The organism is Sphingomonas radicis, assembly GCF_051400635.1.
GTDB lineage: Bacteria > Pseudomonadota > Alphaproteobacteria > Sphingomonadales > Sphingomonadaceae > Sphingomonas.
Genome location: NZ_JBLFFG010000003.1, coordinates 212,480 through 235,277, shown reverse-complemented (window position 1 = coordinate 235,277; position 22,798 = coordinate 212,480). Strand labels below are relative to the sequence as shown.

The window sequence follows — 22,798 nt, the reverse complement described above, 5'->3', positions numbered from 1 at the left end:
GGCTGCCATTGGGGGCTTCATAAGATGAACGGGTTCAAGTCTTTCAAGAATGTCCTGATTTCCGGCACTGCACTGGCCGCGCTGGCCGGAACCGCGCCGGCCTGGGCGCAGACTGAAGCCACGGGTTCCGCGCTCCCCCAGGCGGAGCAGGAGAGCGGCGGCGATGAAGTCGTGGTCACCGGCACGCGTATCATCCGTGACGGTTTCCAAGCCCCCACGCCGCTAACGGTGATGACGCAGGAAGACATCCAGAACACCTCGCCGACGAACAACATCGCCGATTTCGTCAACCAGCTGCCCCAGCTTGCCGGCTCGACCAAGCCGGCCAACTCGCGCCTCAACCTCTCGAACGGTTCGGCGGGCATCAACGCGCTCAACATGCGCAACCTGGGCGAAGGCCGGGTGCTGGTCCTGCTCGACGGCCGCCGCTCGGTGGGCTCGACGATCTATGGTTGGGTCGACATCAACACGATTCCGCAGGCCCTGGTCGAGCGAGTCGAGGTCGTCACCGGCGGCGCTTCGTCGGCCTATGGTTCGGACGCTGTCGCGGGCGTCGTCAACTTCGTCCTCAACAAGAAGATGGAGGGGCTGAAAATTCAGGCTGATACCGGCCTCACCAGCGCGGGGGACGGTTTCAACTATTCGGGCAGCATCGCGGGCGGCACGTCGTTCGCCGACGGCCGCGGCCATATCCTGTTCAACGCCGAGATTGCACACCAGGATGGCATCTTCGAAATCAGCCCGAGCGATCGTCCGTGGAATCACACCGGCTATGCGCGCATCCAGGATCCAAACTGGGTAGCCGGCAGCACGACGCCGCAGTTCATCACCACCCGGCGCCAGGTCGGCGCGTCGAACTCGACGCCCGGAGGCCTGATCACCGGCTCGGCCGGCGCGACCGCGAACAGCCTGCGTGGTCTGTATTTCGGCTATGGCGGTGCGGTGAACGTCTTCGATTACGGCACCTTCACCTATCCGGCCTTCACCCGCGCGCAAGGATCCTCCGCGCCGTCGCTTACCCAGGGCGGATCGTGGCAAGTCAACGACTCGGGCCGTCGCATCGGGCTTCTGCCGGAGGATGACCGCTGGGGCCTCTTCGGCCGGCTGAGCTATGAGGTAGCGGACGGCGTCGAAGTCTTCGCCGAGGGTTCTTACAACCGGCAGGAAGTCTATTTCAATGCGGGTCCGAACCTCTCGACCGGCATCTCCATCAACACCACCGGCTGCACCGTCGTACCCGTTCCGGTGACCTGCAATGCCTTTGCGCTGCAGTCGCTCGGGGCTGCGCGGCTTGCCGGCATCACCAGCGTCACGCTGGCGACTACCGCCGCCGACCTGCCGTTCCGCGGCATCAACAACGAGCGCAAGGTGCAGCGCTACGTCGTCGGCGCCCAGGGCGAGTTCGAAGCATTCGGGCGGGCCGGGCACTGGGACGTCTATGCGCAATACGGCCGCTCCGACCTGCGCGAGCAGCTCCGCAACATCATGCATCTGACCAACATGGCCAATGCTACCGCCGCGGCGTTCGCGCCGGCCGGCAATGCCGGCGGCTACCTGGCTGGATCGATCCAGTGTCTCGTCAACGTCGATGCCAGCACCACCAACAACGATCCGAACTGCGTACCGCTCAATCGCATGGGCCTCGGCGTCGCCAGCCAGGCAGCGATCGACTATGTTCTGGGCGACCCGTACCGCGATCAGGTGATGGAGCAGTTCGTCGCCGGCACCAACTGGGCGATGACGCCGTTCGCCACCTGGGCAGGCGACGTCAGCGTTTCCTTCGGCGGCGAGGTTCGCAAGGAGAAGATCCGCGGCAGCGTGCCTGAGGAGTTCCAACCGGTAGTCACTACAACGGGCACGACCAATCGGTGGTCGGTGGGCAACTATCTTCCCTTCACGGGCGAATACAGCGTCAAGGAAGCCTATCTCGAGACGGTCGTTCCGCTAGGCCTCGGCCTGGAGTTCAATGGAGCGGTGCGTGCCACCGACTATTCGAACTCGGGCTATGTCACGACCTGGAAGCTGGGTGCGACCTGGGCACCGATCGAGGATATCCGCTTCCGTGTGACGCGGTCGCGCGACATCCGCGCGCCCAACCTCAACGAGCTCTACCAAGCCGGCACCGCCAACAGCGACTCGGTACGCAATCCAAACTACACGCAGGACGGCGCGAACGGTCCGGCGAGCTGGGGCTATTCGGGCCTGACCACCGGCAATCCGAACCTGCAGCCGGAAAAGGCTGACTCGTGGAACATCGGCGCGGTGCTGTCGCCGCGCTTCCTGCCGGGCTTCACGGCGTCGGTCGACTATTTCCGCATCGACCTCGAGGATGCGATCGATACGATCACCGCGCAGGAGATCGTCAACCGCTGCGACGAAGGCGTTCAGGAATTCTGTGACGCGATCACCGAGGATCCGATCCGCACGCAGCCCGGACCGCCGCGCGTCCCATACCTGCTGATCCGCAGCCAGCCTTTCAACTTCGCACGCAAGCTGGTGCGCGGCATCGATTTCGACGCGGCTTACCGCATCCCTATCGGCTCGGGCAGCTTCATGCTGAAGGGCGTGGCGACGCGCTACATCGAGAACCTGACCGATACGGGCATCGCGGGCACCGTTCCGCTCAACACGGTCGGCCAGAACGGGGGCCAGACCGGCACGCCAACCTGGATCTTCCGCGCCAGCGCGATGTACGAGACGCCGACCTTCTCGGCGACAGTCACCGGGCGCGGCATCAGTGCGGGCAGGTACTCCACCAGCGGCACAAGCAGCATCGAGTGCACGACCGGCTGCCCGCCCTCGACCAATCTGTTCCCGACCTACGACAACAACCGCGTCTCGGGTCTGTTCTATGCCGACCTCAATCTCACGCAGAAGATCGACGTCGGCGGCGGATCGGAAGCGGAGATGTTCTTCAACGTGACGAATATCTTCGATCGCTGGCCGCTGCTGCTCCCCGAAACCGGCCTGGCGGCGAACAGCACTTATTCCGACATGCTGGGTCGGCAGTTCCGCATGGGCGTACGCTTTCAGCTGCGCTGATCGCGCTGGCTCACTCGGGCAGTCAGAGGCCGCGGCGGGATTTCCGCCGCGGCCCTTCTTTTCATTTCGCGGCTGCGTTCCGCCGGGCTTCTTCCGAGGCTCATCGACCCAGTCGATCAGAGCGCCACGCGATCCTTGTTGACGATGGCGAAACGAGCCCCGGCGGAGCGGGATTTGCGGAACGGTCGCGCGCGAGCGCACATTGAAAATGCCGTTCTTTCAAAATGCTGGCGAAACTCCGCCCCCCCGCCTCCTGTTGTTTGGCGACCCCAGCAGGAGTGGTTGCCATGTTCATGCACAACAAGCGTCTTCAATATACGGTGCGCGTATCCGAGCCGAATCCGCGGCTCGCCTGCGTTCTGCTCGAGCAATTCGGGGGCGCCGACGGCGAACTCGCCGCGGCGATGCGCTATTTCACGCAAGGTCTGGGCGAGGAGGATCCCGGCCGAAAGGACATGCTGCTCGACATTGCGACCGAGGAACTCAGCCATCTCGAGGTGATCGGCTCGATCGTCGCGATGCTCAACAAGGGGGCCAAGGCCCAGTTGTCGGAGGCGCAGCAGAACGAAGCCGAGCTGTTCGCGATGGTGGGCCAGACCGGCACCTCCGCCAAGGAATCGATCCTGTTCGGCGGCGGGCCCGCGCTCGTCGATTCCGCCGGCGTCCCGTGGACCGCAGCCTATATCGACACGCGTTCCGAACCGACGGTGGACCTGCGCAGCAACATCGCCGCCGAAAGCCGCGCCAAGATCGTCTACGAGCGGCTGATCAACATCACCGACGATCCGGGCGTGAAGGAAGCGCTGGGCTTCCTGATGACGCGCGAGATCGCGCACCAGAAATCGTTCGAGAAAGCGCTCTATTCGATCGAGCCTAACTTCCCCTCGGGCAAGCTGCCCGGGATGGAGCAATATGCCAGCATGTATGTGAACACCTCGCAGGGCGAGGGCGACATGACCGGGCCCTGGAATTCGGGCGATCAGTGGGACCGCATCGACGATCTTGAGCAGACGCTGCCGGCGGACGACGGCGACGGCAGCGCCACGGTCGATCTGGAGGCCGAGGACAGGGCGGCACTGCGGCAGCTCGCGACGCGGCTCGCGTCGGATACGAGCCGCGATCCCACCACGGGAACCGACCTGGGCGCCGGTCCCGGAGCGGGGCGGACCAAGCAGCTGGAGGCTGCCGACTGAGCCATATGACGAATAGGCTGTTCGCGGCCGAATTGCGGATGCATTATCAAGGCGCGCGGGACCGTGCCATGGCGGAAAGGGTCGCGCGCGCCATTGATCGGAGTCCGGGTGAGCGAGATCGTAACGGCAGGTGCGCTGGCAAGCCTTTTGGCCGGATTGGCGACCAGCCTCGGCGCTCTTCCCGTTCTCTTCCTGCGCCCGCCCACCGCGCAGCAGCAGAATCTGCTTCTCGGATTCGCCGCCGGAGTGATGCTCGCGGCGAGCTTCTTTTCGCTGATCCTGCCGGCGATAGAAGTCGCACGCGAACAGGGGGCGGGGCGCGCGGGCGCGTCGATCCAGGTTGCGGCCGCCGTGCTTCTCGGCGCATTCGTCATCGCCCGCATCAACGTCTGGCTGCCGCCGCTCGATCGGCTGGGGCTCGGGCCGCCCGGTATCGCCGCGAGCACGTCGCTGCGCCGCATCTGGCTTTTCGTCGCGGCGGTCACGCTGCACAATTTTCCCGAAGGCATGGCGGTGGGCGTCAGCTTCGGCGCGGGCGATTTCGAGGCGGGCCGAGTGACGGCGCTCGGCATCGGGCTGCAGAACATCCCCGAAGGGCTGGCGGTGGCGGTGGCGCTTACCTCGATCGGCTACGGCCGCGCCCGGGCTGCGGCGATCGCCACCGCATCGGGCCTGGTCGAGCCTGTCGCCGGGCTGATCGGCGTCACCGTCGTCACCTTCGCGGAGGCATTCCTTCCCTGGGGCCTGGGTCTCGCGGCGGGAGCGATGATCTATGTCGTCGCGTCGGACATCATCCCCGACGCGCATGCGCGCATCCACGGCGGCGGAAGAGTGGGCACGGGGCTGATGATCGGGCTCGCCGCGATGATGTTCCTCGACACGACCTTCGGCTGAGAGTCTGTTCGGGAATGCGCCTTATGGCGCATTCCCGAACAGGCCGCTGAAGCATTCCGGTCGCGAAGTCGGATCTTTCCTATCCTTGCGCGAATCGCTGTGAGACAAAGCCTGCGAATCGGCGCTCGGGGGAGCGTGCCGGGAAGGGGGAATGCCAGATGCGCCAGACCACGCTGTCGGTCGCGCTCGAGGTCAAGCCGGAGAGCTATGACCATCTGTCCAATCTGCTCGATGCGCTTCGTGACCGGCGCAGCCCGGATCCGTCGGGCGGCAAGGGCACCTATGCCGAATTCCTGAGCCGCGTGCCGGCGCTGCACTTCATGTCGCTCAGCGTGTTTCCCGGCTTCGATTATGATCCGCTGTTCGTGCTCGAGGCCAATTTCGACGGCGCGCCAGGGCCGTTCTGGGCGCAGCTCGAAGCTGCCATAGGCGACGACCTGCGCACGATGCTGCGCTGCTGCAAGCGCCCGCTCGACAATGACGGGCCGTTGTTCGATGCGGTCACTGCGCCGGGCTCGCGCGCGCCGCTGGCACCCTATTTCGAGGCGCGGGCGCTGACGCCCACCGTTTTCCATCACGGCAATCGAGGGATGAGCAGGGATCGTATCCTGGATGAGGCGGCGCTGTTCCGCGCGACGCGCACCGAGCTCGCCGGCCCGCAGGCGCACACTCCCAACCCCTATCGCAAGCTTGCTCCGGGCGAGATCCACGCCAAGCTGCGCGCTGCGCTGCTCCCGCGTTTCGCCTGGCTCGGTGAAAAGGCTCCGCCCCGGATCACCCTGGGCGAGAGCGTGCGCGACTGGGCTCGCCTGACGATCTTCGCGCTGACGGCGGTGCTCGCACTGTCGATCCCGGGGCTGACGCTGCGGCTGGCGATGCCGGCCGATCGGCTGGTGGTGCTGCTCGTCGTGGTCTTTCTGGTGTTCGCCGCGCTGCTCAAGCGGCTCGGCGGCGCGCTGCCGGGCACCGAGGTGCCGACGCGGTTCAGCTTCCTCAAGCTTTTCCTCCAGCTCAAGCTCCTGCTGACGCTGGCGGCGCTCGTCGCGGTCTACCTCACTCTGGCCACTGCGATCGTAGCGCCTGTCGCGATGCTGGCCGCGGACATGACCTGGCGGGAGGCTTGGCATGGCGTGCTGGCGTGGCTGGGCTGGGGACTGGCCAGCCTGCCGGTCACCGCCGCCGGGCTGGTGCTGTGGCTGCGCATGCTCGAGCGCGCTGATTCCTCGCAGGATGCTCCGCCAGTCGACCCGCGGATGCTGCGCGAGATGGCGCGGCGGGAAGACTGGATTCCGCAGAACCACATGGGCTCGGTCGTGCTGGTGAAGCCCGGCGTGCTGCGCGCGATCCTGATCCGGGCCGGACACCGCGGGCTGGGCCTTGCGCTGCGGATCGTCGCGCGCGACGGCTATCTCGGCTCGATGCGCACGATCCATTTCGCGCATTGGGCGCTGGTCAACAACCAGAGCCGGCTGATGTTCTTCTCGAACTTCGACCAGACCTGGGAAAGCTACCTCGATGACTTCATCGAGAAAGCGCACGGCGGGCTCACGCTGGCGTGGACCTGCGGCGTTGGCTTCCCGCCCACGCGCTTCCTGGTGAAGGACGGCGCGAGCCACGGCCGTCAGTTCAAGGAGTGGGCGCGGCATTCGATGACGGTCAGCCGCTTCTGGTACTCGGCTTACAGGGATCTCACCGCCGACCAGATCGAGCGCAACTACCGGATCGCGCTGGGGCTGCGAAAACCGAAACTCACGGAGAAGGAGGCCGCGCTGTGGATCAACGACCTGTGAGCGCGCCCGGCCGCAACGGGCCGCCGAGCTGGAAGCTCGCGCCGCCGCACGACAAGCTGACCCAGGGCATGGTGGTGAGCGGCTTCGCGACGCTGCCGACCGGGCGTGCGCTGTTCCTGGAATTCGGCTGGGACGGCGTGAAGCGCGAAGAGGGCGGCGCCTGGCTCGAGGCGCTTCAGCAGGTGGCGCCGATCACCGACGCCGACGGGCGCGATCCGCGTGCGGCCGGGATCGGGTTCACCTGGCAGGGGCTCCGCAAGATGGGGCTGAATGCGAACTCGCTCGCTTCGTTTGATCGGCCCTTCAAGGAGGGCATGTTCCAGGAGGACCGGCTGCGCCGGCTGGGCGATCGCCGCGGCGAGGAGTGGCTGAAGACGGTGATCGAAGGCGGGCCGAAGTGGAGCGGCAACATCCCGCTCGACGCCGCGGCGCGCGATCCGCGTGCCCACGCCTTTGCCGACGACGGGCCCGAGACGCCCGAGCAGAACATCACCACGCCGATCACCGTCCACGCGCTGCTGCTGCTCTACGAGAAGGACGAGGAGACGGCCGAGGCCTGGTGCGCCGAGGTGAGCAAGGCGCTCGCGCCGCATCAGGTGACCGTGGTCCACCGTCTGCCGCTCCAGCTTCGTCCCGACGAACGCGGGATCGCACGCGAGCATTTCGGCTTCGCCGACGGCGTCTCGCAGCCCATGCCCTATGAAGCCGGCGTGGTGACGCTGGGCGCTTCGGGCGAGGCACCTCAGGATCCGTGGAACGGCGTGCCGCTTGGCGAGATACTGATGGGCCACACGACTGCGCACCACGAGATCGCGCCCGGCCCGGTGGTTCCCGATGGGGAGGCCGCGCAAAAGGCGGGGCTGCCACCGCATCCCCGCGGCGAGGGTTTCCGCGATCTGGGGCTCGACGGCAGCTACATGGTCGTGCGCGAGCTCAAGCAGGACGTCGCTGCCTTCTGGAACTCGATGGCCGATGCGGCGAAGCGGATCAGCGAAGGCGACCCCGAGCATTCCGGCCATATCGATTCCGACTGGCTCGCCGACCGCGTTGTGGGCCGCGACAAGGACGGCAATCTACTCTGCCCGGGCGGAGTGCTGCCGCCCAATGCCTATGACCAGCCTGACAATGACTTCGCCTTTTACGACCGCGATCCGCACGGTCATGGTTGCCCGCTCGGCAGCCATGTCCGCCGCGGCAATCCGCGCGACGGGCTGGCGCCCAAGCCGGCCGACAAGCAGACGCTGCTCGAAGCCGCGAACAGCCACCGCATCCTGCGGCGCGGGCGGAAATACGGCCCCACGATCGCCGATCCGATGCAGGACGACGGCGCCGACCGCGGGTTGCTCTTCATCTGCCTAAACACCGACATCACGCGGCAGTTCGAATTCGTCCAGCAGACTTGGGTCCTCAATCCCAACTTCGCCACGCTGTTCGACGAGGTCGACCCGCTGATCGGTCCCAAGGGGACGCTCACGATTCCCGAGGACCCGCTGCGGCGGATCATCGGGGTCGACACCTTCGTGCAGATGGCGGGCGGCGAATATTTCTTCCTGCCGAGCATGCCGGCGCTGCGATACCTGGCTTCGCTATGAGCGTGCTTGCATCGAAGGACGTGCTCCGTCCCGGGCCCAAGGGGCTGAAGGGACTGATGCAGCGGATGATCTTCGCGGCGATGCCGTGGTTCTTCAGCGTGCTGCGGCGCGTGAAGCCGATCGCGAAGCTGGGGAACAACTATCTCACCTCGCGCTACGACGATGTGCGTGAGGTGTTCGCGACCGACGCGGCATTCGGCGTGATCTACAAGCCCAAGCTCGACGTGATCATGGGTGGGCAGCCCTTCTTCCTGGGCATGGGCGATACCCCGCAATACCGGCACGACACCGATGCGATGCGCAGGGTCGTGCGGCCGGAGGATCTGCCGGCGCTCGCCGCGCGGGTCGAGGCGCTGGCGGAGGAGGCGGTCGCGGCTGCGCCTGGGCGGATCGAAGTGGTCGACAGGCTCGTGCGGCGGGTGACCTTCACCTTCCTTTCCGAATATCTGGGCGTGCCCGAACCCAAGGAGGGCGACCTGCGCGTCTGGGCGACGCGGCTGTTCGAGTTCCAGTTCGCCGACCAGGGCAACGATCCTGCGCTCCGCGCCGAGGTCGACGCGATCGCGCCGGCGCTGCGTGCACACATCCAGGGGGAGATCGAGCGTCGGCGCTCCGATCCGCAGGGAGACGATGTGCTCGCGCGTTGCCTGAGGATGCAGGCGGCCGGGGAGTCGGGCTTCGACGACGATTCGGTGCGCACGGCGCTGATGGGATTCATCGTCGGGGGTCCACCGCAGCCGCCGATGGTGGTGCCGCAGGCGATGGAGCAGTTGCTCCGCCGCCCGCAGGTGCTCGCCGAAGCGCAGGCCGCCGCTCGCTCGGACGACGACGCCCGGCTCGCCGCCTATGTGGTCGAGGCCATGCGCTTCGATCCGCTCGCACCCGGGCTGCCGCGGCTGGCGCTCAAGGACTGGACCGTTGCCGCGGGCACCCGCCATGCCTGCACCATTCCGGCCGGGGCGAGCGTGCTCGCGGCGTTCGCGTCGGCGATGATGGACCCACGCCGCGTCGCCCATCCGCGCCGCTTCGACCCCAATCGGCCGGCGAGCGACTATATCCACTTCGGCTATGGCCTCCACCAATGCTTCGGCCGGCACATTAACCAGGCGACGCTGCACCTGATGCTCAAGCCGTTGCTCAAGCGGCCGAACCTGCGGCGCGCGCCGGGCAGCGCGGGGCGGCTGCGCAAGAACGGCCCCTTCGCCGAGCGACTGGAAGTGGTGTTCGACTGACGCGAACCGGCGGCGGTGCTTTTGCTTTTCCTTACGGCACGGCTGGGCTAGCTCCGCGCGATGACTTCGACTGCTCCGCTGATCGCTGGAATCGAGCTTGGCGGGACCAAATGCGTCGTGCTGCTCGCAACTGGGCCTGACGACGTTCGGGAGCGGAAGACGATCCCTACCACCGAGCCCGAACCGACGCTCGCCGCGATCGAAGCAGTGCTCGACGGCTGGGGCTTCGATGCGATCGGTGTCGCCAGCTTCGGCCCGCTCGAGCTCGACCGCGCCCGGCCGGCCTATGGCTCGGTCACCGCCACCACCAAGCCGGGCTGGACCGGGACCGATCTGACGAACCGGCTCGCGCGTCGCTATGGCCGGCCGCTTGCGATCCAGACCGACGTCAACGGCGCGGCGCTCGCCGAGGCGCGCTGGGGTGCCGCGCAGGGCATGGCGACGCACACCTATATCACCATCGGCACCGGGGTCGGTGTCGGCACGATCGTCGACGGGCGGCCGGTGCAGGGGGTGGCGCACGGCGAGGCGGGACACATGCGGGTGCCGCGTGCGCCCGGCGACACCTATCCGGGCTGGTGCCGTTTCCACGGCGACTGCGTGGAAGGGCTGATCTCCGGGCCTGCGCTTGCCGAACGCTTCGGTACGCCGGGCCGCGAGCTGCCGCAGGACGGGCCGCAATGGGATTTGTTCGTCCATGATCTGAGCGGCCTGCTCCACAATCTCGTCACTGCCTTCGCGCCCGAGCGGATTGCGATCGGCGGGGGTGTGATCGCGGAGCGCGCGCACCTGTTCGAGCGGCTTCGTACCCGCCTTGCCGAGAGCATCGGCGGCTATGGCTCGCTCGCACCCTATGCCGCCGAGCTCGACCGTCGGCTGGGCCCGCCGGGACTGGGGACGATGGCGGGGCCGCTCGGCGCGATCGCGATGGGGCTCGAAGCGGCGGGCGCCTGACGGCCCCGCGCCCCGTCAGATCACTTCCATGTCGATCTTGTAATGGTGCCAAGCGAAGATCGCCGCGGCGCCGCGGTGCGGGCTCCAGGGCGCGGACCATTCGCGCAGCAGCTTTTCGGACGGGCGCTCGGCGTGCCCCAGGATACGGCCGATCTCGATCTGCACCGCGAGATCGCCGGCCGGCCAGATGTCAGGCCGCCCCTCGGCGAAGAGCAAATAGATCTCGGCGGACCAGCGGCCGATCCCCTTGATGTGGGTGAGCCCGGCGATCGCCTCCTCATCGTCTTCGGGCAGGTTCATCAGGTCGAGCCGACCGCTCGTGACTTCGTCGGCAAGGCTGCGGGCATAGCTCGCCTTCTGGCGCGAGAGCCCGGCGGCGCGCAGCTGCTCGTCCGAAGCGCTCGCGATCGTCGCGGGATCGGTGAGGTTGCCGCCGAGCCCCGCTTCCAGCTTGTTCCAGATCGATTGCGCGGCGGCGACGCTCACCTGCTGGCCGACGATCGTGCGCAGCAAAGTCTCATAGCCCGGATCGCGCTGGCGCGGCGCAGGATAGCCGGCGCGCGCGAGTGCGGCGGCAAAAGCGGGCTCGACCACAGCTAGAGCGTCGATCGAAAGCTTGAGCTGGTCGGCGGTCAGGCCCATTTGCGGCATCCTTGAACTGTGCGGGCATCGGCGGCATGGACGCGGCCGACGAAGGAGAATTGCATGCCGAAGCTCATCGTGATGACCAGGGACGGGCAGGAGCGCGAAGTCAACGGCGGTGACGGCCTCAGCGTGATGGAAGTGATCCGCGAGAGCGGGATCGACGAGCTGCTCGCGATCTGCGGCGGCTGCTGCAGTTGCGCCACCTGCCACGTGCATGTCGATCCGGAATTTGCGGCCAAACTCCCGCCGATGAGCATGGACGAAGACGACCTGCTCGACAGCTCGTCGGATCGCGACGAACGCTCGCGCCTTTCGTGCCAGATCCCGTTCACGCCCGAGCTCGACGGGCTGCGCGTGACGATCGCCGAAGAGGATTGATCCGCCGGCCGGTTGACTCCGGTTGACTCGAATCGGGGTTTTCTTGCGAAGCGGAATCGCGGTTTTCCGCCATTTTTCCTTACCGGCTGCCCAAGCCAACCAACCAAAAGGTTGGCTGCCGGGGCGGCGCCGTTGACTCGCGCGGACCACGCAGCGAAGCCGCCTGGCCCGTTTGCGATGCGCGGCGGAGGAGGCGTCGGCGGCATCTCCGAACGAAAGCAGAACAAACCCTATTTTGCAAGGCCGCCCGCTCGCCCGGCCTCCGCTCCCCGCGTCAGAAGCGCACGCGCACGCCCCCGTAGAAGCGGCGGCCGAACGTCTCGATGATCGTGCGCCGGTAGATGCTGTTGGCGTTCTCCGCACGCACGGCGTTGAACAGGTTCACGCCTTCGAAGAACAGCGACACATTGTCGGCGACGTCGATCCCGGCCGAGGCGTCCCATTGCCCATAGGCTTCGCCGAACTCGGGATTGTTGCCGCGCCCGCGCGAGGTGATGAGGTATTTCGAGCGCCAGTTGTACGAGATGCGGGCGTTGAACACACTGTCTTCGTAGAAGCCCGACACATTGTAGCTGTGCCGCGAAAGCCCCGGGAAGCTCAGCGGCCCGCCGGTGAAAAGGTCGCGGTCGGCATAGCCCGAGTCCTTGGAATAAGTGTAGTTCGCGATCACGCCGAGATTACCGAGCGGCCCGGGCAGGAAATCGAGCACATATTGCCCGCCCACCTCGACGCCGTTGATCGTCACCTTGCTGTCGCCGTTCACTGGCACCGTCACCGTATAAGTGGTGCCCGTCGTCGGCTCGACATAATCTTCGCTGCCGTTCTGGATGAACGAGCTGATTTCCTTGCGGAAATAAGTGGCTGAGACATAGCCGGTACGGTTGGGATAATATTCGATCCCGAAGTCGTACTGGCGCGCGCGATAGGGCTCGAGCGCGGGATTGCCGCGCGACCCGGTGAGCCCCACCGCATCGAGCACGAAGCGCGGCGCAAGCTGCTGCGGCGAGGGACGGGCCAGCACCTCGGTCGCGGTGGCGCGCAGCTGGAGCTTGTCGCGGATGATCTGCGCCTTGAGGTTCAGCGAGGGCAGGAACTCGGTGTAATGCCCATCGAAGGAGACCGGCGTCACCGCCCCGGCGAGCACCTGGAAGCCGTCCGAAGTGGTGCGTGTATCGACCACGCGCGCGCCGAACACGCCGCTCAGCTCCACGCCGATGTCCGCCTCGAACGCGGCCTGGGCATAGCCCGCGAAGTTCTTCTCGGTCACTTCCCAGGTGTCGAGCGGCACGGGATTCACGAAGGGGTCGGGGATGCCGACGGCATCGGCGACGTCCATGCCCAGATTGAGCCAGCGCTCGATCCCGCCGGTGTAGCCGCGATCGGCGCCGCGGAAGAAATCATGGTCGCCGAGCGTTGCGTTGGCGCCCACCAGATCGCGGATCTGCTGGGTGAGCTGCGCCGGCGGGACGGTGGACACGGTGACGTTCGAGCTGACGCCGGTGGCATAGGTGTTGGTGAGCGTGGTGCCGTTGTAGCCGTTCATCGTCACCGAGCGATCATAGTAGCGGCTGTCGGCGGTGAGCTCGCGATGCTCCAGACCCGCCTTGAACGAAGTGAACAGTCCCGCGCCCGGCTTGAACTCGGCGTCGAGCTTGAGGTCGATTTCCTCCTGATCATTGTATCGCGGGCGGCGCAGAACGATGAGCTGATTGAGTCCCTCGGTTGTGGTCTGGTCGATCGGCAGGGTTATGTTGGGCGCCTGCTGGTCGTTGTCATAGTCGATCGTGAGCGTCGACAGGCCCAGCGCGGCCGCAGTGGCGTTGATCTCGTCATTGTATGCGCGTGACTTGGCATAGCCCGCCCGCGCCTGGAGCGTAAGCCGCCCGATCGTATAGTCGACGCCTGCCTGGCCGTTGAAGGTGTTGCGGTCCTGCGTGCCCAGGATGTTGCGGTAGCTGGCGGAGAGCCCGTTGGGCGCGGCGAGGACGCCGTTGAAGGTGACGCTCGATACGGTGTCGTCCGGGCCGATCGTCGTGCGGCTGCGATCGACGCCGCCGTCGACCACATTCTGTACCGTGCCGAGCTGGAGGAACTGGCTGTCGAGCGTCAGCCGCGAGCGCGTGTAGGTGCCCTCGACGAAGGCGCGGAAATCGTCGTTGGGGCGGTATTCGAGGATGCCGTTGATCGCGCCGCGCTTGGTCGCCTCGCGATTGATGATCGGCCGGGGGATGTCCGGGTAGAAGTCGCCCGATCCGTCGCCGTTGAGATCGAGCAACTGGGCGCCCGCGGTGGCCGGATCGGCATCGATCTGGCGCCAGCCCGTGGTGCGCAGCTGATCGTACCAGAGGCTGCGTTCCTCATAGGTCGCCGATATCAGCACGCCCAGCGTATCGTTGGCGAACAAGGTGCTGCCGATCAGCGCGAGCTTGGGATCGAGCCGATCGGAAAGGGTGCCGTAGATGCCCTGCGCCGATCCGGCGATATAGGGCTTCTTGCTGTCGAACGGCCGGCGCGTGACGATCCGCACGGTGCCGCCGAGCCCGCCCTCGGTCATGTCGGGCGTCGCCGATTTGACCACCTCGACGCGCGATACGAACTCGACGGGAAGATCCCGGAACTCGACGGCGCGCGAGCTGCCGACCACGGTGGAGAGCGCCGTCTGGCCGTTGATCTCGACTCGGTTGAGCCCCGGCTCGGCGCCGCGGATCGAGATGTTCTGGCCTTCGCCCGCTGCGCGCGAGATCTGCACGCCGGTCACGCGCTGGAGCGCCTCGCCGATGTTCTTGTCCGGGAACTTGCCGATGTCCTCGGCCGAAATGGCATCGACCACCTGCGCCGAGTTGCGCTTGACGCTCTGCGCGTCCGCGAGGCTCTGGCGGATGCCGGTGACGACGACTTCGGTATCGTCTTCCTGGGGGGCGGGCGCCGGCTGGGGCTGCGTCTGGGCCTGTGCGCCGCTTGCCAGAACCAGCGCGGCGATGCTGGAGGTTTGCGCCCAGCGACCAACGTGGCGAGCATTCATGGATGCCTCCTCTCCTGAGTCCGCACTTTTGTGTCGGTCAGAGCAGGATACACGCGCTCAAATGATTAACAAGTAGAATGTCGTCCCATAAAATGGGAACAATCAACTGCGAGATTGACCTGTGGCTGCAGAAGCTATGGAAGGTGTCACGCGAGCTGGCGACGACACTGCAGGAGCGATGCCATGGCCTTCCAGTCCAGTTACTACGGCGCACCGACTCCGCAGCTCACATCGCTTGTCCGCGTCTGTGCCGGGGTGATCGCGCTCGCCGGCTGGGCCGGGCTCGCCATCCAGCTCGACGCCAGCCTGGCAAAGAGCGGATCGCTTGGGGCTTCGCTTTGGAGCATGCTGCGGTTCTTCACGGTCATCTCGAACCTGATACTCGCGCTTTTCTTCACCGGAATCGCCCTGGGCTTCGCGCGCCTGATGCGGCCTCGGGCGATCGGCGGGATGACGCTCACGATGCTCCTGGTCGGAGTCGTCTACCATCTGCTGCTGCGCGGGCTGGTCGAGCTGAGCGCGGGCGCGATGCTTGCGAACGTCCTGCTCCACAAGGTGACGCCGCTGCTTGCCGCTGGTTTCTGGCTCGCCTTCGCCGTGAAGGGCGGGCTCCGTTTCAGCGACCCGCTGCGCTGGACCGCGCTGCCGCTGGCCTATCTCGGCTATGCGCTGGGGCGCGGTGCCATCGACGGAGTCTATCCCTATCCCTTCATGGACGTCGCGAGCATCGGCTGGACGCGGACCCTGGCCAATTCGGCTGCGATTGCAGCCGGGTTCCTGGTGGCGGGTTATGCGCTCGTCTTCCTCGATCGACTGCTTGCCGGGCGCGAGCGGCGGAGCTCGGCGAGGAGCGACTAGGATGGATCGGCATTCAGGTCGAAGCGTGTCGGATCGGCCCATACCACCCGTCACCCCGGACTTGTTCCGCGGTCCACCGGGAGACAAGGGCCGGACAAGAGGCTCCATGGCAGCCGGCGCGGCGGAGTAGGCCCCGGAACAAGTCCGGGGTGACGGGGTATTTTGGGAAACGGGGCCAAAAATCTAAATATCGATTCGGCCTACCCGTCTCCGCACATCAATGCTCCGCGCCATTCTAACGTGGCGGGCCGCCGCGCCGGAGTAGCTTAGAGCCCCGCCACGCGCAGCACCGCCATCGGGGCGTCCTTCGTCCGGTTGGTGACCTTCCAGACGATCGTCCTTGTCGTGCCGCTGGTGCGCGCGCCGTCTTCCTGGTTCTGGCTGACGATCTCGGCGTCGGTGGTGAGCGTGAAGGTGCCGTCGATCTTGGCGGGATCGAAGCCCATCGCCTTGCCCATGCCTTCGCCCATGCCCTGGCTCATCGCGCCCATTGCGCCCGCGCTGGCGGCATTGCCCATTCCGCCCATCTCCTGCGCAGCGAAGCCGGGGGCCTTGATGCGGACGCTGTCCTTGCCGCGCAGATCGACTACCACGAAGGGGAAGACCATCTCGGCGTCTTGGTTGTAGGGAAAGGCGAAGCCGTGGCTGAGCTTACCCGTGATCGCATAGTCGACGTAGAACAGGCCTTCGCCGCGATATTCGACGGTGCGATAGCCGGCTTCCTTGGCGATCTGCGCGGCGAGCTCGCGATACTCGGCGTCGCGTTCGGCCTTTTCCTCGGGAGTCAGCGCGAGCTCGGGGTCCTTCTTTTCGACGTTCTTGTTGTCCTGGGCGAATCCGACATTGTTGAACGTGGCGCCGTCGGTGCTCTCCTCTTCGGAGTCCTCGGAGCTGTCGCTGCCCTTTTCGGCGTCCTCGGCAATCGCGGCTTCCATTGCCTTGCCGCTCAGCCGCTTGAGGTCGAGTGCCTGGATCTCGCCCTTGTAGGTGAAGGTGAAGCTGCGGTCGGCGCGGATGTCGAGCGTCGATGCGAACTTGCCCGGTACGAACAGGCACGCGGCGAGCGCGAGCGGCATGAACAGCGCCGCGACGAGCGCCTTTCCCCAATGCATCATCGATGTAACCCCCCGTTGGCGCGTCCTCAGCCGCGGACCGCGATCGCGTAGAGCGCTACCGCCGCGGCGTTGGACACGTTCAGGCTTTCGACCTTAGGCGAGATCGGCAGCTTCGCAAGCTCGTCGCAATGCGCTTCGGTGTTCTGGCGCATGCCTTCGCCCTCGGCACCGAGGACGAGCGCGACCCGCGCCTCGCCGATCGCCTGGCCGAGCGTCTTCTGGGCGTGGCCGGTGAGGCCGATCCGCCAGAAGCCTGCCTCGGCGATCTCGTCGAGCGCGCGGGCGAGATTGACGACGCGCACCCAAGGGACGGTCTCGAGCGTGCCTGATGCGGCGCGGGCGAGCGCGCCCGACTCGGGTGGCGCGTGCCGGTCTTGGGTGACGATGCCCAATGCGCCGAACGCGGCGGCCGAGCGCAGGATCGCGCCGACATTGTGTGGATCGGTGACCTGATCGAGCACGACCAGCGGGCGGCGATCGTCCGCCCCCTGCTGGAGCAGGTCGCCGAGCCACACGTCCTCGAGCGGATCGACTTCGGCGACCATCCCCTGATGCGGCGCGTCGTTCGGCACCAGCCGCGCGAGATCGGCGACATCGGCATAGGTGACCGGGATCGATGCGGGGATGTCGAACCCCGCCAGCGCCTCGCGCGTACCCCAGATTTTCCGCACGTTGCGCTCGGGATTGGCGAGCGCGGCGGTGACGGCGTGGCGGCCGTAGAAGCGCGGCCGCGACGGGGCGGCCTGGCTCGGGCGATGTCCCCTGCGCGCCATCAGTCGAGCTCGTCGGGGTTGGGGTAGGCGAAGGGATCGGTGACCCCGGGCTCGGAGGGGAAGGGCAGGCGAGGCAAGGGCTTCTCCGCATTGGCGGCGTTGAGGAGGAAGGACGCGAGGATCACCGCGCCCTGCCGCAGGTCCGCGGGCTTTAGGTGATCGAAGGTATCGACGCTCGTGTGGTGGAGCCGGGCGCGATAGTCGAGCGGATCCTGGATGAACTGGAACGCCGGGATGCCGACGGCCGAGAAGAAGACATGATCGGTGCCGCCGGTCTTGCGGATCGCGACCGTGCTTGCCCCCATCGAATTGAACGGTGCGAACCATTCGCGGAAGATCGGCACCGCGGCAAGGTTGTTCTCGGCGTTGATGCCGCGGATCTTGCCCGATCCGTTGTCGAGGTTGAAATAGGCGACCAGCTTGTCGTGGCCGGGCTGGCGGATGATCGGCCAGCGCTCGGTCCAGCCGTAGAAGCGGGCGAGGCCGGTTTCCGGGGCGCCGGGCTTGCGCGTGCGGGTGGCGACGTGCTTCTCGACATAGGCCATCGAGCCGAGCAGGCCCTGCTCCTCGCCGTTCCACAGCGCGAAACGGATCGTGCGCTTGGGGCGGACGCCCATCGCCTTGAGGATGCGTGCGGCTTCCATCACCATCGCGACCCCGGCGGCGTTGTCGACCGCGCCGTCGCCGGCGGCCCAGCTGTCGAGGTGCGCGCCGGCCATCACATAGGCGCCCGAGGAGTCGCTGCCGGGGATGTCGGCGAGGACGTTGTACGCCTGGGTGTCGGCGTCGTCGAAATGGACGACGCTCTCGATCTCGAGCACCGGAGCGGGGCCGGTCTTGGCAAGCCGGGCGAGGCGGCGATAATCCTCGGCGGCGATCTCGATTCCGGGCACCTGCTGGGTCTCGCCGACGCCGAACAGATAGCCGCTGCCGTGGATCAGCTTGCCGTCACGGTACGACATGGTCGCATAGGCGACCGCGCCCTCGGCCTTCAGGAAGGCGTCGAGCTTGCGCGCATAGTCGAGCCGCTTGATCCGGCGGTCGGTCGCCTCGGGATCGTATTTGGGCTGCTCATAGGTGTCGAACTTGGCGAGCTCCTCGTTGGTCCAGCGCTTGAACGGCGCCTCGCCGGGCTCGGAGCCTTCGTCGGGCAGGGTGACGAGCACGATCTTGCCGGAGAGCTTGCCGCGCCAGCGCGCGAAATGCTCTTCCTTGCTCATCGGCGCGACGGCGATGGGTGCGCTGATCCTGCCGGGCGTGGCCGGGGTCCAGGCGATCGGGATCGACGTGAGCTGGATCGGGCGCGGGCTCACCATCCGCGCGGTGGCGCGCTCGATCCACCAGCCGCGGCCGAAATCGAAGCCTTCCTTGCGGACGGCGGCGAGGCCCCATTTACGAAACTCGTTGGCCGTCCAGTCCTCGGCCTTGCGCATGCCCGGCGAATTGGTGAGCCGCGGGCCGATCCCGTCGGTGAGCTGCTGTGCGGTCTGCACCACCTGCGAGCGATTGAGCCCCTCGTCGAGGATGCGGGCGACTTCGGCCCGGTCGACGGTCTGGGCGGTGAGCGGGGAGGCGGCGACGGCAATGGCGGCGATTGCTGCAAGGGGACGCATGGGGCTCCTGCGGAAGGAAAAAGGTTGCGCGGACGCTATGCGGCGCGAGAGGTGCGCGCAAGGCGTTGACAGCACGTCCCGGGATCGGCATTGGACCGCCCTCGCTTCGCAAGCGGCCCCATGGACAGGTGGCCGAGTGGTTAAAGGCAGCAGACTGTAAATCTGCCCGGGTTTCCCGTACGCTGGTTCGAATCCAGCCCTGTCCACCAGCCTTCGCTCCTGGCGGAGCTACGGCTGGCAAGCCGTAGATTTAGCGAAGGAGGGCCGGTACCAAGCTTACTGCAGGTGCCGGAGCTTCCACCGCCATGAGCGACCTCAGTTGAGGCGCACAACGCTGGCCGCTCGACGCACACCGCCAAGTACAAGCCTTGGCAGGTGATTTCATTTCACTACTTCGACCAAGCCGAAACTGCGGCCGCATTCGAGCGCTATCTCAAGAGCGGATCGGGCCGTGCTTTTGCGAGCAAGCGTCTGCGATAGCTCAGAACACCGCCGCCACGAGCTGGCGGAAGGCATCCGCGCGGTGGCTCATCGCGTGCTTGGCTTCCGGATCCATCTCGCCGAAGGTCTGATCGTGGCCGAGCGGCAGGAACATCGGGTCGTAGCCGAAGCCGCGCTCGCCGCGGGGCGGCCAGACGAGCGTGCCGTCGACCCGGCCTTCGAACCATTCGACATGGCCGTCGGGCCAGGCGAGCGCGAGCGCGCAGACGAAATGCGCATCGCGCGGCGTCTCGGGTCCCTTGGCGGTGAGATTGTCCTCGACGAGGCGCATCGCGAAGCCGAAATCCTTCGTCTCCCCGGCCCAGCGGGCCGAAAAGATGCCGGGATCGCCGCCCAGCGCCTCGACGCACAACCCTGAATCGTCCGCGAGCGCGGGCAGGCCGGACAGGTCCGCCGCCTGAAGCGCCTTCAATTCGGCGTTGGCGACGAAGGTCGTGCCCGTCTCGTCGGGCTCGGGCAGGTCGAGCTCGGCCGCCGAGACCGGCTCGACGCCATAGGGGCCGAGCAGCGCGCGGATTTCGCGGACCTTGCCGGCATTGTGGCTGGCGATCACCAGCTTGCCGGGCTTCAGCTTGCGGATCGCCTGCGGGGCGTCGCCGCCGATGCCTTCGTTGGGATCTGTCATTGCACCGCCTTCAACTGGGCGGCGAAGATCTGGTTGCATCCGATGCGTGCGAGGCGGAGCAGGCGGAGCAGCCCTTCCTCGTCGTAACAGGCGCCTTCGGCAGTCGCCTGCGCCTCGGCGATCTTGCCATCGGAGAGCAGGACGAAGTTGCCGTCGGCATCGGCGGCCGAATCCTCGTCATAATCGAGGTCGAGCACCGGATTGCCCTGATAGATACCGCACGAAACCGCGGCGACCTGCTGCTGGATCGGGTCCTTTTCGAGCAGGCCGGCGGCGAGCAGCTTGTTGGTGGCGATGCGCAGCGCCACCCAGGCGCCCGAGATCGCGGCGGTGCGCGTGCCGCCGTCGGCCTGGATCACGTCGCAGTCGAGCGTGATCTGGCGCTCGCCGAGCAGCTTGAGATCGGTCACGGCGCGCAAGCTGCGGCCGATCAGCCGCTGGATCTCCTGGGTGCGGCCCGATTGCTTGCCCTTGGCGGCTTCGCGCTGGCCGCGGGTGTGCGTCGCGCGCGGGAGCATGCCGTATTCGGCAGTGACCCAGCCTTCGCCCTTGCCGCGCAGCCAGGGCGGAATCCGCTCCTCGATGCTGGCAGTGACCAGCACGCGCGTATCGCCGAAGCCGATCAGCACCGAACCCTCCGCATGGCGCGTGAAATTGGGCTCGATCGAGATGGCGCGCATCTCGTCGGGGGCGCGGCCGGATGGGCGCATGCTTCGATCTCCTGCAAGGTTTGGCACGGCCACGTAGACGCTGGCGCGCAAACGCGCCAGTATCGGCGCGCGATCTTTGGAGGGCAGGATGGCGAAGACGCACTGGATGGCGCTGGGGATTGCGGCGGTTGCGCTGGCGGGATGTATTCCCGCCTCGCGTACGGGCGTGGACACAAGCAGCCATCCAGCGGCCGCCGCCATAGCCCCAGAGAGTATCACCTATGAGACGGGGCCATGCTTCGGGCAATGTCCGGTCTATAAGGTCATGGTCACTTCCGATGGAAAGGGAATTTTCACTGGAGTCCGTAACACGGAGGTCATCGGCGAGCGCAAATTCACGGTGACAGTGGCGCAGTATCTGGCATTTCGGGATGTGCTCCTGCCCTTTCTTCCCGACTGGGCCCGCCGCGAATATCGGCCTGGCACGCCACTATGTGAGCAGGCCGCGACCGATATGCCGAGCGTTGCTGTCGATCGCTCGGTACAGATGCGGACATTGATGATGTCGCACCTCTATTTCTACTTCGGCTGCGACATGGAGAAAAACCGGCCGATGGCCGAGGCGCTGGGCAATGCGCCGAACGCGTTGCCCATCCAGAATCTGATCGGCGAGCATCCGTAACTCGTAGCAAAGCATCCCGTCACCCCGGCCTTGTGCCGGGGTCCACCGTGCCGCATCGATTGCCCTCTCACCTCTTGCCCATGACCCGACTCCCGGTGGACCCCGGAACAAGTCCGGGGTGACGGAGCAGGTGCAGCGGCGATAGGCCGTTGAGGCAGACGGGTTCTGTGCCTAAATCATTCCCATGAACACGCCCCCGGTCCATGAGCTTACCGATCGCGCGCGCGACGTGTTCCGGATCGTGGTCGAATCCTATCTCGACAATGGCGCCCCCGTGGGCTCGCGGACGATCTCGAAGATTTCCGGCCTCAACCTATCGCCCGCATCGATCCGCAACGTGATGCAGGACCTGGAGGAGCTGGGGCTGCTCGCGGCGCCGCACACCAGCGCGGGGCGGATGCCGACCGAAACCGGGCTCCGCCTGTTCGTCGACGGGATGATGCACGCGATGGAGCCCTCGGCCGAGGAGCGCGCCGCGATCGAGGCGCGCGCCGGCCAGACCGGGCCGGTCGAGGAAGCGCTGGCCAACACCACCGCGGCGCTCTCAGGCCTTTCGGCGTGCGCCGGGCTGGTGCTGGTGCCCAAGCACGAGCCGGTGCTGCGCCAGTTCAGCTTCGTCCCCCTGAACCATGATCGCGCGCTCGCAGTGCTGGTGGGCGAGGACGGATCGGTCCAGAACCGCGTCGTCCACATCCCCGGCGGGATCGATCCGGCATCGCTCCAGCAGGCGTCCAACTATGTGAGCGCGATGCTGCACGGCCTGACGCTGGCCGAGGCGCGCGCGCGGATCGAGCGCGACCTGAACCAGCAGCGCGCGGCTATCGATGCGGCGGCGGCGACCTTGGTCGAACGCGGGCTGGCGGTGTGGAGCGAGGACGGCGATCGTCCGGTGCTGATCGTGCGCGGCCAGGCGCGGCTGATCGACACGAGCGCCACCGAGGACCTCGACCGCGTCCGCCAGCTGCTCGACGAGCTCGAAGGCAAGGAGGAGATCGCGCGGCTGCTCGACAGCGCGCGCGAAGGCGAGGCGACGCGCATCTTCATCGGATCGGAGAACAAGCTCTTCGCGTTGTCCGGTTCGTCGGTGATCGCCAAGCCTGTGCGCGCGCTCGACGGGCGCGTGGTGGGCGTGGTGGGCGTGATCGGCCCTACCCGGTTGAACTATGCCCGCGTCGTGCCCATGGTGGATTTCACGGCGGCCACGCTGGCCCGATTGCTGGCCTGAGCCGAAAAACGAAC

At 66.7% G+C, this 22,798-nt stretch carries 18 protein-coding genes, 1 tRNA gene and 1 pseudogene; 13 read left to right on the top strand and 7 right to left on the bottom strand.

Annotation, left to right across the window (positions count from 1 at the left end):
- The first annotated feature begins 24 nt into the window (after nt 1-24).
- The 7 genes from ACMGDH_RS13570 (at nt 25) to ACMGDH_RS13540 (ending at nt 10,697) form a co-directional block, all read left to right on the top strand.
- Complete coding sequence (locus ACMGDH_RS13570) at nt 25-3,042, top strand: TonB-dependent receptor plug domain-containing protein (RefSeq protein WP_436828491.1); 3,018 nt, start codon at nt 25-27, stop codon at nt 3,040-3,042.
- Nucleotides 3,043-3,329: 287 nt separating this feature from the next.
- Nucleotides 3,330-4,235 carry a manganese catalase family protein gene (locus ACMGDH_RS13565; RefSeq protein WP_436828490.1) on the top strand — a complete coding sequence of 302 codons (906 nt, stop codon included), beginning with the start codon at nt 3,330-3,332 and terminating at the stop codon, nt 4,233-4,235.
- Nucleotides 4,236-4,343: 108 nt separating this feature from the next.
- Entirely contained in the window at nt 4,344-5,129 is a 786-nt protein-coding gene (locus ACMGDH_RS13560) for a ZIP family metal transporter (RefSeq protein ID WP_436828489.1), read from the top strand.
- A gap of 158 nt (nt 5,130-5,287) precedes the next feature.
- Entirely contained in the window at nt 5,288-6,919 is a 1,632-nt protein-coding gene (locus tag ACMGDH_RS13555; protein ID WP_436828488.1) for a hypothetical protein, read from the top strand.
- Nucleotides 6,901-8,511 carry a Dyp-type peroxidase gene (locus ACMGDH_RS13550; RefSeq protein ID WP_436828487.1) on the top strand — a complete coding sequence of 537 codons (1,611 nt, stop codon included), beginning with the start codon at nt 6,901-6,903 and terminating at the stop codon, nt 8,509-8,511. Before ACMGDH_RS13555 ends, ACMGDH_RS13550 begins: the two co-directional genes overlap by 19 nt.
- Nucleotides 8,508-9,743 (top strand): cytochrome P450, encoded by a 1,236-nt coding sequence (locus ACMGDH_RS13545; protein ID WP_436828486.1) that lies wholly within the window; start codon nt 8,508-8,510, stop codon nt 9,741-9,743. Before ACMGDH_RS13550 ends, ACMGDH_RS13545 begins: the two co-directional genes overlap by 4 nt.
- A gap of 60 nt (nt 9,744-9,803) precedes the next feature.
- Nucleotides 9,804-10,697: an ROK family protein gene (locus ACMGDH_RS13540; protein WP_436828485.1), complete on the top strand. Its 894-nt coding sequence runs from the start codon at nt 9,804-9,806 to the stop codon at nt 10,695-10,697.
- A gap of 15 nt (nt 10,698-10,712) precedes the next feature.
- On the opposite strand, the gene ACMGDH_RS13535 is transcribed toward ACMGDH_RS13540, so the two are convergent.
- Nucleotides 10,713-11,339 carry a DNA-3-methyladenine glycosylase family protein gene (locus ACMGDH_RS13535; RefSeq protein WP_436828484.1) on the bottom strand — a complete coding sequence of 209 codons (627 nt, stop codon included), beginning with the start codon at nt 11,337-11,339 and terminating at the stop codon, nt 10,713-10,715.
- 63 nt (nt 11,340-11,402) lie between these two features.
- Here ACMGDH_RS13535 and ACMGDH_RS13530 point away from each other — a divergent pair, with 63 nt between their 5' ends.
- Complete coding sequence (locus tag ACMGDH_RS13530) at nt 11,403-11,720, top strand: 2Fe-2S iron-sulfur cluster-binding protein (protein WP_436828483.1); 318 nt, start codon at nt 11,403-11,405, stop codon at nt 11,718-11,720.
- Nucleotides 11,721-11,994: 274 nt separating this feature from the next.
- Here the strand turns inward: ACMGDH_RS13530 and ACMGDH_RS13525 are convergent, their stop codons facing one another.
- Nucleotides 11,995-14,742, bottom strand: a complete 2,748-nt coding sequence (locus tag ACMGDH_RS13525) for a TonB-dependent receptor (protein WP_436828482.1) — start codon at nt 14,740-14,742, stop codon at nt 11,995-11,997.
- A gap of 183 nt (nt 14,743-14,925) precedes the next feature.
- Here ACMGDH_RS13525 and ACMGDH_RS13520 point away from each other — a divergent pair, with 183 nt between their 5' ends.
- Nucleotides 14,926-15,600 carry a Pr6Pr family membrane protein gene (locus ACMGDH_RS13520; protein WP_436828481.1) on the top strand — a complete coding sequence of 225 codons (675 nt, stop codon included), beginning with the start codon at nt 14,926-14,928 and terminating at the stop codon, nt 15,598-15,600.
- Between the two features lie 266 nt (nt 15,601-15,866).
- On the opposite strand, the gene ACMGDH_RS13515 is transcribed toward ACMGDH_RS13520, so the two are convergent.
- Genes ACMGDH_RS13515 through ACMGDH_RS13505 form a run of 3 tightly spaced genes read right to left on the bottom strand, consistent with a single transcriptional unit; the run spans nt 15,867 to nt 19,101 of the window.
- Complete coding sequence (locus ACMGDH_RS13515; protein ID WP_436828480.1) at nt 15,867-16,715, bottom strand: hypothetical protein; 849 nt, start codon at nt 16,713-16,715, stop codon at nt 15,867-15,869.
- Nucleotides 16,716-16,741: 26 nt separating this feature from the next.
- Complete coding sequence (rlmB, locus tag ACMGDH_RS13510; protein ID WP_436828479.1) at nt 16,742-17,488, bottom strand: 23S rRNA (guanosine(2251)-2'-O)-methyltransferase RlmB; 747 nt, start codon at nt 17,486-17,488, stop codon at nt 16,742-16,744.
- Nucleotides 17,488-19,101: a M20/M25/M40 family metallo-hydrolase gene (locus tag ACMGDH_RS13505; RefSeq protein WP_436828478.1), complete on the bottom strand. Its 1,614-nt coding sequence runs from the start codon at nt 19,099-19,101 to the stop codon at nt 17,488-17,490. Before ACMGDH_RS13505 ends, rlmB begins: the two co-directional genes overlap by 1 nt.
- Nucleotides 19,102-19,223: 122 nt before the next feature.
- Here ACMGDH_RS13505 and ACMGDH_RS13500 point away from each other — a divergent pair.
- Together ACMGDH_RS13500 and ACMGDH_RS13495 are read left to right on the top strand one after the other, a co-directional pair.
- Nucleotides 19,224-19,310 (top strand) — tRNA-Tyr (locus ACMGDH_RS13500).
- 127 nt (nt 19,311-19,437) lie between these two features.
- Nucleotides 19,438-19,581: pseudogene (locus ACMGDH_RS13495) on the top strand (GIY-YIG nuclease family protein); the annotation flags it as partial.
- A 1-nt stretch (nt 19,582) separates the two neighbouring features.
- Here ACMGDH_RS13495 and rdgB read toward each other — a convergent pair.
- A complete protein-coding gene (gene rdgB / locus ACMGDH_RS13490) occupies nt 19,583-20,227 on the bottom strand; it encodes an RdgB/HAM1 family non-canonical purine NTP pyrophosphatase (protein ID WP_436828477.1) in 645 nt (214 codons plus the stop codon).
- Nucleotides 20,224-20,937, bottom strand: a complete 714-nt coding sequence (rph, locus tag ACMGDH_RS13485) for a ribonuclease PH (RefSeq protein WP_436828476.1) — start codon at nt 20,935-20,937, stop codon at nt 20,224-20,226. Before rph ends, rdgB begins: the two co-directional genes overlap by 4 nt.
- Nucleotides 20,938-21,025: 88 nt before the next feature.
- Here rph and ACMGDH_RS13480 point away from each other — a divergent pair, with 88 nt between their 5' ends.
- Together ACMGDH_RS13480 and hrcA are read left to right on the top strand one after the other, a co-directional pair.
- Complete coding sequence (locus ACMGDH_RS13480) at nt 21,026-21,559, top strand: DUF6438 domain-containing protein (protein WP_436828475.1); 534 nt, start codon at nt 21,026-21,028, stop codon at nt 21,557-21,559.
- A gap of 184 nt (nt 21,560-21,743) precedes the next feature.
- On the top strand, nt 21,744-22,784 hold the full coding sequence (gene hrcA / locus ACMGDH_RS13475) for a heat-inducible transcriptional repressor HrcA (RefSeq protein WP_436828474.1): 1,041 nt from the start codon (nt 21,744-21,746) through the stop codon (nt 22,782-22,784).
- Nucleotides 22,785-22,798: the final 14 nt, after the last annotated feature.